Genomic DNA, 13,222 nt, shown 5'->3' with positions numbered 1-13,222 from the left:
AGAAGAGTGGTTATGTATCAACAAACGCAGGCTTATTTAAACCAATTAAGCACACTTTTAAAAAAACATAAGCTGTGGCAAATTACGCCAATAGAGGCAAATAGATTACAATCTCAAGTGCCGTTTTGTCACGATACTATGGCATTTGAGCAGTGGTTACAGTTTGTATTTATTGAAAAAATGCAGCAATTAATAACGCTTAACCAACCATTACCACAAAATTTTGCTATTGCGCCCATGGCTGAAATGGCGTTAGTGGGTAAAACCGGCAGCGGCGAAATTATAGCGTTACTTAGTGAGCTTGATGCTTTTTTAGGTAACCCCCATGACTGAAAAGAGAGAACCTATAGCGTACGGCGAGCTTAATATTCTTTACCAAGACGACTACTTTGTTGCCATAGATAAGCCCGCAGGCTTATTGGTTCATCGCTCTTTTTTAGATAAACACGAAACCCAGTTTGCAATGCAGATGCTGCGCGACCAACTAGGGCAACATGTATTTCCGGTGCACAGGCTAGATAGACCAACATCAGGTGTGCTGTTATTTGCGCTAAGCTCAGAAGCCGCCCGAGACATGAACACGCTTTTTATTGACGGCACGATTACAAAACGTTATTTAGCGCTTGTACGTGGTTTTGCACCTGAATCGGTATTTTTAGATAAACCATTAAAAGAAGAGCTTGATAAAATAGCTGACAAATTTGTTACGCAAAATAAAGCGCCACAAGCGGCGCAAACGCAATTTAATTGTCTGCATCAAGCCACGCTACCCATCCCTATCGGTAAATACCCCACGGTACGTTACTCGCTCGTAGAGTGTTTTCCAAAAACTGGGCGAAAGCATCAGATTAGGCGCCACCTTAATCATTTATCAATACCTATTATTGGTGATGTAAATCATGGTGATAATCAGCACAATCAATTTTTTAGGGAGCATTTTGCACTTAGGCGGTTAATGTTATTTGCAACGCAGCTTAGCTTTGTGCACCCTTATACGCATAAACCCATCGTAATTAAAGCGCCACTAGGTGAAGACATGCTTAGTATATGTAAGCAACTAGGTTGGCCACAGCAAGAAAAGGATTATTAATGGCACATATTAGTATTTTTGTAGGCAGCGTTAACGGCGGCGCAGAACGTTTAAGCTACGACGTTGCAAATACAATAGAAAAAGCGGGGCACACTGCGAGCGTTATTAGTGAGGCCTCACTTGATGATATAAAAAACGCCTCACATATATTAATTGTTACCTCAACCACAGGGCAGGGCGATGTACCTAGCAATTTAGCGGGGCTCTACTTTGCTATGAACAGCACATTTCCGATGCTAACCGATAAGCCATTTGGTGTTATTGCTATGGGCGATAGATGCTACGGCGATACGTTTTGCGGTGCAGGGCGCAGCTTTGATGAGCTACTACGTGACTTGCAAGCTAAGCCGATAGGAAACCGTTTAGAAATAGATGCCTGTGAAGACTTTGAGCCATGGCCTGTAGCAGAGCCGTGGTTAAAAGCATGGCTTGAAAAGTTACCAGCTTAGTAAACTGCTTTATACCAATGCGCATAATTAAGTGATCTATTTTGAGGATGGATAAACGTGTTGATAGCAAGGCAAAAAATTCGCGATTTAGTTGTTCTCGGCAATTGCTCCTGCATTGCTCTACCTTCTGCATCCATGCAGTCGTAAATGAGATTTTTTAAACGCAGATAGTGACACGTTTAGTCCCTGAAAATGATTAAGTATTATTGCGGATTGGTATTATATGCACAAAACAAAAAAGGAGCGCATGCGCTCCTTTTTTAAATATTAAACCGTTGGTTAACTACTTCTTACATCAACCTTAAGCTTTAACTTTTGGCCTGGTTGTAAATACTTTTGGCCGGCTAAGTTATTCCACTTAATAATTTCGTTTACGGTTAAATTAAATTTAGACGCAATACGTGCGAGCGAGTCACCACGGCGTACTTTGTAAGTAATGGTGCGATTAGTACTTGCAGTTGCTTGTGGTTTACTCGCTGATTTATACACAGTGAGCTTTTGATTTAAGCGCAACACTGCGTTTTTCTTCAGTTTATTCCACGAGGCCAGCTCATCCATGGTGACATCGTATTCACGACTAATGTCCCACAGGGTGTCGCCACTTTTAACCGTGTGCGACAGCTTTTTACGGGTGGCTTTATTAGCGGCTAAACGCATTTGTTTAGGTAAATGTTCGCTATTAATTGCCCCATCGGTTAAGGGGACCAATAACTGTTGGCCAATACGTATGGTGTTTGACTTTAATTTATTAAGCGAGCGAATAGCACTGGTGCTGGTGGTAAACTTTTTAGCAATAACCGATAGGCTATCACCGCGCGCCACAGTGTATTGTTGCCAACGTAAACGGTCTTTCACATCGGTTTGTGCCAGCTTTTGGCTAAATTGCTCAGCTTTATCGCTGGGTAACAATAAAAAGTGCGGGCCGTTAGGATCGGTCGCCCAGCGATTAAAGCCAGGGTTTAACCTGTATAGCTCAGTCAGGGTCATATCGGCCATATCAGCGGCCAGTGCTAAGTCTATCTGTGAGCCTACATCAACCACTTCTACAACTTGCGCGTTGATTACCGGCTTCCACTTTACATTAAACTCATCAGCGCGTTTTAATAAATCGGCAAGGGCTAAAAGTTTTGGTACGTACGCGGTGGTCTCGCTAGGTAAATCCAAAGACCAAAAGTCGGTGGGTAAATGCTTTTTACGGTTTTTCTTAATCGCACGCATTAAACGCCCTTCGCCTGAATTATAAGCCGCAATGGCGTTTAACCAATCGCCCTCAAGGGTTTTGTGTAAATACGATAAGTAATCAAGGGCAGCACGCGTAGATTGCACTATGTCGCGTCGGCCGTCGTACCACCAGTTTTGTTTTAAATCAAAACGCTCGCCTGTGGCTGGCATAAATTGCCAAATACCCGAAGCACTGCGATTAGAGTAGCCAAATGGGTCAAACGCGCTCTCTACAATAGGTAAAAGCGCGATTTCGATAGGCATTTCGCGCTTTTCTACTTCTTCAACAATAAAGTGTAAGTAAGGTTCTGCGCGTTTTGAAATGCGATCTAAATAAGCTTGATGACGTGCATAGTAATTGCGCTCAGTAACAACAGGGCGGTTTTGCGGTACATCAATAGACAGTTGGTAGCGAATACGCTCCCACACATCATCAAAAACGGGGGCGCCTTCGCTCTGTTCAACGTGTTGATATTGTGCGTTTACCATCAATGCATTGTTAATATCGTTAGGGCTTGCGCCTTCTAAGCGCTTATTTGCTTGGGTAGCAGCTTGTGCGTCTGAATCTACGGTTGTTAATGTTTGACAACCACTTAGCGCAACCGCCAAGGCAATTAATAGAGGAGATTTATTCATATATACCAATACATCAGGTAAAAAAACTCGGCGAATACTACCCGTTATGAGTCAACATTGCCACTTAACGACCAACCTTAACATATTGATAAAACCATTCGCTATTTTTAAACCAATGGTTTTATCTAGGTCATACCTAACCACGATGCTGCAAAATTAATAACAGCAGGTCAACATATCCTAACTAAAAGTTGTCTTTGAATCGTCTCAGACTGGCAAAGTTTTCCCAGGGTTCATTGTTTTTTGTAACCAACACAAACTCTTTTGGAATTAACTCTGTAATTGTCGGTAGGTCGCTGCGCATAAACGGATTAACTTTTAGCTCTTGGCCTATTGTACTTGGCAGTGTAATTTCGTTGTTAGCGCGCTGTGCATCTACTTTATCGCTGTATTGGAGTAGTTCAGGGTTACGCGGCTCTACGGCTTTTGCAAATGCTAAATTAGCTTGTGTGTATTCATGGGTGCAATACACTTTGCAGGTTTTAGGTAGCTCACGCAGCTTATTAAACGAGTGCCACATTTGCTCTGGCGTGCCTTCAAATAATCGCCCACAGCCACCGCTAAAAAGCGTATCGCCTGTAAAGGCCAACTCTTCATGAGTATAACAAATGTGATCAAGCGTATGGCCTGGGGTAGTAATAATATTAAAACGCACACCCAATACCTCAATGCTATCGCCATCAACCAGAGTGTTGGTGACTCCCGCAAAGGGACTGTTTATAGGGCCGTACACGGCAATACTTGGAAACTGTTTTACAAGTTCGCCTACGCCACCGGTATGATCGCTATGATGATGGGTAATTAAAATACTACCAAGTTGTAAATTATGCTCTGCTAAATGTGCTATAACGGGCTGAGCGTCGCCAGGGTCAACCACCCATGCTAGGTCGCTATTATGGGTAGTTAAACACCAAATGTAATTGTCAGAAAAGGCTTTAATTGCTTTAACTTGCACCATATTAATTTGCTCTATAAAGTGACAGATAACACCTAGTATAACGAGCTATAAAAATGAAACCAGCCCTTAGTTTTCAAGAAGGACCCAAACCGCTGTCATGGCAGCAGTTCCCTCATGGGGACTATTTACGTGCTGACATTGAACAAAAAATGGATCAATGGCTGCCACGTATGTTTGGCTACCATATGCTTAAATTGGGGAATTTAAGTGGCGAGCTTAATACCAGTGTAAGCACTATAAAGCACCAAGTATGTGTTGCCGAAGAGGGGCCTTACACAGGTGTGATAGCCGATATAGACGAGTTGCCCTTTTATGAGCACAGTGTGGATGCATGTATTTTAAGCCACTGCTTAGAGTATCACTCAGACCCTCATCACATATTACGCGAGGCGCACCGCACGCTAATACCCGGTGGTTACATTGTTATTACCGGATTTAATCCGTTTAGCTTATGTGGATTGGCGCAAATGTTGCCTTTTAGCGGCCAAAAACTGCCGTGGACGGGGCGTTTTTTTACGCCTGCGCGGGTAAAAGATTGGCTTAATTTATTGGGGTTTGAAATTATTAGCGATGAGCGCTTTATTTACTCATCTCTTGCGCGTGGTAACAGGCTTTCGCGGTTTGCATTTTGGCGCAGTTTTGCCAAACAGTATTTAAAACCTATGGGGAGTGTGTACATGCTGGTGGCGCGAAAACGCGTAGCTCCGCTTACGCCTATAAAACCTAAGTGGCATGCAAGGCCGCAGTTTTCACCCGTAAAAGGGGCTGGGCTTAGGCAAACCTCAAAACAGCACTTTAAGCAGTGTGAGCAAAAAAATAATAATAGTTAAAGAAAGTAAGACGCACTTTTTTATTGGCTCGAAAAACCTAACATTCATGACATTAAAAAGTGCGTAAGCTTTAACGGGTTAAGGCTGATAGCCTTCATCATCAAGTAGATTGCTACTGCTTGCTGCTTCACGTGCTAAATCGTCAACTATTTCGTTATATTTATGCCCGCTATGCCCCTTGACCCATTTCCATGTAACCGTGTGCTCGCTACAAGCGCTATCAAGGCGTTTCCATAAATCGACATTTTTAACCGGTTTTTTTGCTGATGTTTGCCAGCCTCGCTTTTTCCAATTTGCAATCCACGATTCAATGCCTTGCTTAACATATTGGCTATCTGTGGTGAGGTTAACTGTGCAAGGGCGGGTAAGTGATTCAAGGGCAACAATGGCTGCGAGCATTTCCATGCGATTGTTCGTGGTGAGCTTATACCCTTGGCTTAATTTTTTTTCGTGGCCGTTATAAATCATAAAAATACCATAACCACCCGGGCCTGGATTACCTAAGCATGAGCCATCGGTGTAAATCTCTACGGTTTTTTGCACTGTTTTACCTTGATATTATGTACAATAAAGTGATTATAGAAAGATACCAGAGTCAGGCTAAATTCGATATGGCACGTAGACAAATAGTTTTAGATACAGAAACCACCGGCATCGACCCTAAACAGGGTCACCGCATTATAGAAATTGGGTGTGTAGAGTTAGTAAACAGGCGCTTAACCGGCAACAATTTTCACGTTTATATAAATCCACAACGTAGTATTGAAGAAGAAGCAATAGATGTTCACGGTATTACCAATGAGTTTTTACGTGACAAACCACTTTATCGCGATATAGCGCAAGAGTTTTTTGATTACATTAAAGGTGCAGAGCTTGTAATACATAACGCCCCGTTCGATGTGGGCCACATGGATAACGAGTTTGCGCTGCTTAACCAAGGCTATCCAAATACGCACGAGTACTGCCAAGTTCTCGACACCCTTAAAATGGCGCGTGACTTGCATCCTGGTCAAAAGAATAACCTCGATGCTTTGTGCCGTCGTTATGATATAGACAACGCCAAACGGACCTTACACGGCGCGTTACTGGATTCTGAAATTTTAGCCGATGTTTACCTTGCCATGACCGGCGGGCAAACCAAGCTAAACTTAAACCAAAATAAAGATGACGGCAGCGAGCAACAAGCTGGCGGCATAAGGCGCTTAAGTAGTGACCGAGCACCTTTGGTTGTATTGCGCGCAAACGATGCAGAGCAAAGCGCACACGAAGCACGACTCGATCTTGTAAACAAAGAAGGCGGCCACTGTTTATGGCGCGCTGAATAAGGCCAACTATGAAAACGATGTATTTTATAACTGCACTATGCGCCGCCTCGCTGTTTAGCGCCAGTGCGTTTGCCGTTAAGCAAGTAGAGCTGCTCAAACGCGACGGCCAACAAAATGAAATACCGCTGCTAGATAACCGTTTTCGTATAGACAGCCAATTAGACGAAATAACCTTACTATTTTTTAGAAAGCCAGGGTCGCCTGCGGTTATTTTAGTTAGGCCCGATGGCAGCAAATACTTTGCCACCAACGCCGTTAAAGATCCCAATCTCGATTGGTTTGATGAGCTTAGTTACGATTTAATCACCATAAAAAAACCGATGGCGGGCCCATGGCAAGTTATTGGCCGTATTTTGCCCGACAGCCGCATTGTGGTTTTGGGGGAGGTGTCTTTAAAAGCACAGCCGTTACCCCCTATGCTGTTTAGAGGTGAGACAATAAAAATAACGGGCGAAATTTTAAATGATGATGAGCCTATCGATGCAAACTTATTTAAAGATGTGGTAAGCCTTAACGTTGACTTTGTAAGCACTAACGATGAAAGCTACGCAAACTTTGGTGCCGGCATTCAAGAAGTTGCCGAATTTAAAGACGATGGGCGCGGCTTTGACGAACGCCCTAAAGATGGGGTGTTTACTGGCGAATTTAAATTAGACTTTCCAGCAGGGCAGTGGACGCCTGAGCTCTACATAGCCACTCCTTTACTACAACGACGTATTGTGCAAGACCCTATTATTGTGCATGAACCGCCATTTAAATCTGAAATAGCGTTGGCAGAGCTTGATACCGATGAGCACTTGCTAACTATTAATATAGATAGCAACATAGTTAAACCCGACACCGTTATTGTACAGGGGAAAATTTATTACCCTAACAACGAAGAGCAGATGTTTACGATTGATGCGCAAGCAGGTGACACACGACAACTGGCAATTAAAAACTATGATTGGGGAAGATACAGCGTTGAACTGTCTGTTTTTGGTACTAATATAAACGGGCGTGAGTTTATGGCCACAATACCAACGTACAAGTTTGAGATAGAAAGACCCATAGAAGCAGTGCCCGAAATAGACCCAGCTACGCTGATTGATCAAAACCTCCCTTTGGAAACAGAGCCCGTTGAAGAAAAAATGGCCTCTTCTACTTTAGTGATTTTAATCGCGGGCTGTAATTTGCTCATTTTATTGTTAGGCTGGTTAGTAATTCGTATTTTTGTACAGAAAAAGCCAATCAAATTTAACTTTAAACTCCCTTTTTTAAACAAAAAGAAAGTAGGCGGTCAGCACAATGGCGAGGCAGAAAAAAATCAAGTCGGCAAAAATGGCTCAAAAAGTGACAAATCAGGTGAAATTTTAAACCTTTCGATGTCAGATGACTAAAAAACCTGTAAAAAAACAAAAAAGCCCTTGACGAAGTAGGGGCTGATTCGTATTATTCACGCCGCTGCAAAGGGAGACCTAAGCAGAAACGAAAATGCGGAGTGGTAGTTCAGTTGGTTAGAATACCGGCCTGTCACGCCGGGGGTCGCGGGTTCGAGTCCCGTCCACTCCGCCAATTTTCGACAATTTGTAAGTAGACGCTGGAGTGGTAGTTCAGTTGGTTAGAATACCGGCCTGTCACGCCGGGGGTCGCGGGTTCGAGTCCCGTCCACTCCGCCAACACTTACACAACATATGGTTGTAAAACATATTCTTATTATGGAGTGGTAGTTCAGTTGGTTAGAATACCGGCCTGTCACGCCGGGGGTCGCGGGTTCGAGTCCCGTCCACTCCGCCAATAAGAAAAAATAGCAGTTTAAATATGCGCTGGAGTGGTAGTTCAGTTGGTTAGAATACCGGCCTGTCACGCCGGGGGTCGCGGGTTCGAGTCCCGTCCACTCCGCCACTATTTAAACACTGTTATATTACAAAATTTGTATGCTGGAGTGGTAGTTCAGTTGGTTAGAATACCGGCCTGTCACGCCGGGGGTCGCGGGTTCGAGTCCCGTCCACTCCGCCAACAAATTTAGTAATGACAAGTAATATGATATCTCTGCGGAGTGGTAGTTCAGTTGGTTAGAATACCGGCCTGTCACGCCGGGGGTCGCGGGTTCGAGTCCCGTCCACTCCGCCATTTGATATCGTAACAAAATTAGTAAGTGCATTACCCCATGCACATGCCACTGCGGAGTGGTAGTTCAGTTGGTTAGAATACCGGCCTGTCACGCCGGGGGTCGCGGGTTCGAGTCCCGTCCACTCCGCCACTTGTTATTTCCTCAATAGCAAGCTTATAAAAACCTTATTTAAATAATCATCACTAGAAATTACCTGTTCAAGTTTTTTAGCCTTAAAACGTTAGTGTTTAAGCTATCTGTCACGCTTATTTTTTATACAACTATTGAATTTATTAGATAACGAACAATAGTTAATTTAACGTATTTGATATTGATTTGTATTACTATTTGTTTTAGTTTCTTTGCATTCGATAACTAACTTGGTTTGATATGCCAAACTCTTTCGCTTTTCAGCACACAACCCTCGAATTTAAAATTTTAGTCGTTGAAGATGATAACTTGCTCAATGAGCAAATGAGTGAGTTACTAACCGCTCAAGGTTATGCTGTAACGTCGTGTTTTGACGGTGATGATGCGTTGCACCTTGCGGTAACTCAAAGCTTTAACCTGATCTTATTAGATGTGATGTTACCGGGAAAAGATGGTTTAACGATGTTAAATATCTTGCGCAGTTGTAATAACACCCCGGTAATTATTGTCTCGGCAAAACATGCGGAAGAAGAGCGAATTAAGGGGTTATCTGCAGGGGCTGATGATTATCTTGCCAAACCATTTAACAGCCAAGAGCTGCTTTTACGAGTCGACTCTGTGTTAAGGCGCGCCTTTAAACAAGACGGTAAAGCACCTTATGTTACCAATATTGAAGGACTCGAAGTTGATAGTTTACATCAACAGGTGAGCTTACATGGCGCAGTAGTTTCCTTTACGCCTATTGAATTTGGTTTATTACATATTTTGATTAAAAATCCGGGGCAGATATTGCTAAAGCCTTTTTTATATCAAGTGGTATTGAATAAACGTTTTAGTCAATATGATCGTAGCCTAGATATGCATATGAGCCGAATACGAAAAAAGCTTAATAATGCGGGCTGGGACGGAACGCGTTTGCAAACGGTACACGGCAAGGGGTATTGCATTAAATGACCCGTCGTTTATTTTGGAAGCTATGTTTAATTATTGGCACCGGTGTGGTGGCCATGTTTTATTTAATCAATGTTGCGGTCACTCACTTTGAAAACGATATGAGCATGCTCTCAGACTCAAGTCGTGCGCAATTACTTAAATGGCAAAAGCAAGCAGAAGATATTTTACACCAAGGCGATATTGAAGCGCTTGAACAGTGGGTTAGTAACTTACAACAACAAGAGAATATTTGGGCTGTGATTGCCCGAGCAGATGTAGTTGAGTTGGCTGGCAATCGAAACCATCGTTATGAATATACCGGTTATAACTTGGGTCGTAGTATTGATTGGAAAATTCACCTGTATTTTGATCACGCCCCAGTGATGCAATTACCGTTTACTCATAACGAAGCAAGTTTAGTAGTGCAGCTGCCTGAGCGTATGCGCCCTGGTTCATTGTGGAATGCTACACGCCTATCATTACAGGTTTTTTTACCTATGTTGATTTTAGTGTGTTTATCCATTGTGTTATATCGCCATATTATGCACCCCATTAGGGAAATGGACAGTGCCACTCGCGCATTTAGTTCGGGAGACTATAGTGTGAGGGTAAGAAAACAGTTTGGCTCTCGCAAAGATGAGTTAACCCAGTTGGCAGCTACTTTTGATTTAATGGCTGAGCGGATCAGCGAGCAAATTATGCATCAAAGAGTGCTGTTAACCGATTTATCCCACGAACTGCGTACACCACTGACACGCCTAGATATTGCTACAGACAACTTATTAGCCAAACAGCACGAATTTTCTCACGCAAATCAAGCGAAATTAGAGCGCATTCATAAAGAGTCGTTACATATTCGTAAGCTGGTTGAAGATACCTTAACTTTATCTTGGCTCGACAACGAATCACCTCAGTTACGAGTAGAGTCGCTTGATATTGTAGACTTGCTTGAAATATTAATTGAAGATGCGCGTTTTGAATACCCCGATAAGAGAATAATAGCCCAGTTACCCAGTCAAGCGCTTATTGAAAATAGTAATCATAGGGCGCTTGGCCAAGCCATTGAAAATATATTAAGAAATGCACTGCGCTATACCCCAAAAAATAAACAAGTTGATATTAGTTGTCACGATAGTGGCAATAAATACCGGATTACTATTACCGATCAAGGTCCTGGGGTTCCTGAGCATTATTTAAATACTATTTTTAGACCCTTCTTTCGTGTTGACTCTTCTCGTTCGTGTAACAGTGATAGCTTTGGTTTAGGGCTAGCTTTAGCTCAACGTCAATTACATGCGATTGCAGCAGAGGTGGTGGCAAATAACAACGCAACAGGGGGCTTGAGCATGACACTATGGGTACCCAAAAAATAGACTGGCAGAGGCGCATTTTTTTATGTTTAAAATGTAACAAATGTAAAATTGCTATACACAGTCATTAAAGGTAATGATAATTCTTTTTATTTACAAAAAAGGATACTTACCTTGAAAAAGTTAGCCCTAGCCAGCGCTATTGCTGGTGTATTTAGCTTATCTGCAGTTGCTGAACAACAAAACGAAACAACAAAAACGTCTGTTGAACAAATTACGGTTGTGGGCTCTGCCACTAACCTCACTGTTTCAGCCGAAGAAATTGAGCAATATCAAGCTAATGACTTAGCAGATATCTTCCGCTACTCTCCTTCTGTAAGCGTGGGCGGCTCAGTTGGGGTAGCACAAAAAATATACATTCGTGGTGTTGAGGATTCCTTGCTAAACATTACAGTGGATGGCGCCCAGCAAACGTCAACACTATTTCACCATATTGGCCGTGTAACAATTGACCCTGATTTATTACAACAGATTGATGTGCAGGCCGGTGCTGGCGAAGCAACCAGCGGTCCAGGTGCAATAGGTGGCTCAATTCGATTTAAAACAAAAAACGCACAGGATTTATTACAAGAAGACGAACAGTTTGGCGGACGTGTTAAAGCCAGTTACTTTTCAAACGATGGTACTCGTTTTAGTGGTAGTGCCTATGGCAAGCTAAGTGATACCTGGGGTGTTTTAGGCTACTTTAGCACTGTTGAGCGCAATAACATGGAAGATGGCGATGGAGATACCATTTATGGCACTGCAGCAGATCAAGATATGTTATTTATTAAAGCCAGCGGAGAGCTTGCTAATAACCACTACCTGTCGCTTAGTGTAGAGCAGCGTGATGAAGAGGGTGAGTTTTCGGCTCGTCCTAACTGGGCTGTACAAGAAGGCGGAGCGTTATACCCAAGTGAAGCCCAACGCGATACTTATGTTGCAAATTATACCTTCTCATATAGCCAGTTATTACATTTAGAACTGAGTGCATATAAAACAGAATCATCTTTTGAAGGTGGACGTTTTGCATGGCTTGCCGATATTGATACCTATGGCTTTGATATTAGAAATACCAGCATTATTGATGAACATAAATTTATCTATGGTGTTGATTATCGTGATGATGAAGTCAGCAGTGGCCCTGCCTCTGGAGCAAAAGAGAATGCTGAGCAAGGCAGTGTTTTAGGTGTATATGCTCAAGGTTATAGCGATATTACACCCCAGTTATTACTGAGCTACGGGGTACGCTACGACAGCTACAAATTCCAACAACACATTTTATTAGATGAATACTATGGCACGCCTATCACAGAAAGTGCATCAAGTTTAGATGACAGTGAAGTGAGCTTCAATGTGGGCTTAGCCTACGATATAAATGAAGCGTGGACGTTCGGCTTAGGCTATGCAGAAGCTGCAAGAGGAAAACAAATAGGTGATGGTTTCACCCTTGACGGGTATTTATATGATGGCTCGGATGCGCCGGTTGTATCTGAAAGCCTGGTTCCTGAGACGGTAACAAATATTGAAGCTTCAATCTCTTACTCAAGTGAAAACTTATCAGCTAAAGCCAGTATTTATAATTCAGCCTTAGATGATGTAATTTTTGAAGGGTATGAAGGTAACTCGGTATACAATAATATTGGTACGCTTAATACCAAAGGGGTTGAGTTTGACCTAGCTTATCGAGTACAGGCATTTGATTTCTTCTTGGGCTTTTCTGCTACTGATACTGAACTTGAACCACGTGATGGCATATATTCTGTAAACTATGATGCAATTGATATTAATGGTTACGAATTTGTTGGCTTAGGTAATAGCCGAGGCAATACTTGGGTAGCTGGCGTTGATTATACAATTAATACCGATGCAAAGGTTGGTTTAAGTGTAACTAACGTTGAGTCGCTGGATTTAGATACATTACATCAAGCGGTTGATTTAGGCTGGACTGATTCAATTTATACATTAAATAAGCCAAGTTACACCACCGTTGATATTTATTCTCAGTGGCATGTTACTAGTGAGCTGTTATTAAATGTGGCAATTACGAATTTATTTGACTCGCTTTATATCGATCATTCAAGCGTAGGTGACTATAGTGAAGTTTTCCCTACCGTTGTTGGCCCTTATGAAGCTGGACGTGATATTCGCTTATCTGTCTCATATCAATTTTAAGACATAGTTTTAAT

12 protein-coding genes and 7 tRNA genes are annotated in these 13,222 nt (G+C 42.5%); 16 read left to right on the top strand and 3 right to left on the bottom strand.

Annotation, left to right across the window (positions count from 1 at the left end):
• The first annotated feature begins 12 nt into the window (after window positions 1–12).
• Genes AN391_RS02355 through AN391_RS02345 form a run of 3 tightly spaced genes read left to right on the top strand, consistent with a single transcriptional unit; the run spans window position 13 to window position 1,539 of the window.
• Window positions 13–333 carry a YqcC family protein gene (locus tag AN391_RS02355; RefSeq protein WP_055013904.1) on the top strand — a complete coding sequence of 107 codons (321 nt, stop codon included), beginning with the start codon at window positions 13–15 and terminating at the stop codon, window positions 331–333.
• Window positions 326–1,090 carry a tRNA pseudouridine(65) synthase TruC gene (truC, locus tag AN391_RS02350; RefSeq protein WP_055013903.1) on the top strand — a complete coding sequence of 255 codons (765 nt, stop codon included), beginning with the start codon at window positions 326–328 and terminating at the stop codon, window positions 1,088–1,090. Before AN391_RS02355 ends, truC begins: the two co-directional genes overlap by 8 nt.
• A complete protein-coding gene (locus AN391_RS02345; protein ID WP_055013902.1) occupies window positions 1,090–1,539 on the top strand; it encodes a flavodoxin in 450 nt (149 codons plus the stop codon). Before truC ends, AN391_RS02345 begins: the two co-directional genes overlap by 1 nt.
• A gap of 279 nt (window positions 1,540–1,818) precedes the next feature.
• Here AN391_RS02345 and AN391_RS02340 read toward each other — a convergent pair whose 3' ends face one another.
• Both AN391_RS02340 and gloB read right to left on the bottom strand, forming a co-directional pair.
• Entirely contained in the window at window positions 1,819–3,396 is a 1,578-nt protein-coding gene (locus tag AN391_RS02340) for a LysM peptidoglycan-binding domain-containing protein (protein WP_055013901.1), read from the bottom strand.
• 184 nt (window positions 3,397–3,580) lie between these two features.
• Complete coding sequence (gene gloB / locus AN391_RS02335) at window positions 3,581–4,354, bottom strand: hydroxyacylglutathione hydrolase (RefSeq protein WP_055013900.1); 774 nt, start codon at window positions 4,352–4,354, stop codon at window positions 3,581–3,583.
• 53 nt (window positions 4,355–4,407) lie between these two features.
• Here gloB and AN391_RS02330 point away from each other — a divergent pair, with 53 nt between their 5' ends.
• Window positions 4,408–5,184 (top strand): class I SAM-dependent methyltransferase, encoded by a 777-nt coding sequence (locus AN391_RS02330; RefSeq protein ID WP_004585979.1) that lies wholly within the window; start codon window positions 4,408–4,410, stop codon window positions 5,182–5,184.
• 78 nt (window positions 5,185–5,262) lie between these two features.
• Here the strand turns inward: AN391_RS02330 and rnhA are convergent, their stop codons facing one another.
• Complete coding sequence (rnhA, locus tag AN391_RS02325; RefSeq protein WP_055013899.1) at window positions 5,263–5,727, bottom strand: ribonuclease HI; 465 nt, start codon at window positions 5,725–5,727, stop codon at window positions 5,263–5,265.
• Between the two features lie 68 nt (window positions 5,728–5,795).
• Here rnhA and dnaQ point away from each other — a divergent pair, with 68 nt between their 5' ends.
• From dnaQ to AN391_RS02265, 12 genes are all read left to right on the top strand, one after another.
• The gene (gene dnaQ, locus AN391_RS02320; protein WP_055013898.1) at window positions 5,796–6,509 is read left to right on the top strand and encodes a DNA polymerase III subunit epsilon; all 714 of its coding nucleotides are present in this window, start codon (window positions 5,796–5,798) and stop codon (window positions 6,507–6,509) included.
• Window positions 6,510–6,517: 8 nt separating this feature from the next.
• Entirely contained in the window at window positions 6,518–7,888 is a 1,371-nt protein-coding gene (locus tag AN391_RS02315) for a TIGR03503 family protein (protein WP_055013897.1), read from the top strand.
• Between the two features lie 98 nt (window positions 7,889–7,986).
• Window positions 7,987–8,063, top strand: a tRNA-Asp gene (locus AN391_RS02310).
• Window positions 8,064–8,090: 27 nt separating this feature from the next.
• Window positions 8,091–8,167 (top strand) — tRNA-Asp (locus AN391_RS02305).
• Window positions 8,168–8,208: 41 nt separating this feature from the next.
• Window positions 8,209–8,285, top strand: a tRNA-Asp gene (locus AN391_RS02300).
• A 31-nt stretch (window positions 8,286–8,316) separates the two neighbouring features.
• A tRNA-Asp gene (locus AN391_RS02295) sits at window positions 8,317–8,393 on the top strand.
• A 37-nt stretch (window positions 8,394–8,430) separates the two neighbouring features.
• Window positions 8,431–8,507, top strand: a tRNA-Asp gene (locus AN391_RS02290).
• A gap of 37 nt (window positions 8,508–8,544) precedes the next feature.
• Window positions 8,545–8,621, top strand: a tRNA-Asp gene (locus tag AN391_RS02285).
• A 53-nt stretch (window positions 8,622–8,674) separates the two neighbouring features.
• Window positions 8,675–8,751 (top strand) — tRNA-Asp (locus AN391_RS02280).
• 240 nt (window positions 8,752–8,991) lie between these two features.
• A complete protein-coding gene (locus AN391_RS02275) occupies window positions 8,992–9,705 on the top strand; it encodes a response regulator transcription factor (RefSeq protein WP_055013896.1) in 714 nt (237 codons plus the stop codon).
• Window positions 9,702–11,057 (top strand): histidine kinase sensor domain-containing protein, encoded by a 1,356-nt coding sequence (locus AN391_RS02270; protein ID WP_055013895.1) that lies wholly within the window; start codon window positions 9,702–9,704, stop codon window positions 11,055–11,057. The genes AN391_RS02275 and AN391_RS02270 overlap by 4 nt, the downstream gene beginning before the upstream one ends.
• A 111-nt stretch (window positions 11,058–11,168) precedes the next feature.
• Window positions 11,169–13,208 carry a TonB-dependent receptor domain-containing protein gene (locus AN391_RS02265; protein ID WP_055013894.1) on the top strand — a complete coding sequence of 680 codons (2,040 nt, stop codon included), beginning with the start codon at window positions 11,169–11,171 and terminating at the stop codon, window positions 13,206–13,208.
• The last annotated feature ends 14 nt before the right edge of the window (window positions 13,209–13,222 follow it).

The sequence above is a fragment of the Pseudoalteromonas sp. P1-13-1a genome (assembly GCF_001401875.1).
In the GTDB taxonomy this organism is placed as follows: Bacteria; Pseudomonadota; Gammaproteobacteria; order Enterobacterales; family Alteromonadaceae; genus Pseudoalteromonas.
The sequence above is the reverse complement of the archived record's forward strand: the minus strand, read 5'-3'. Positions and strand labels throughout refer to the sequence as shown.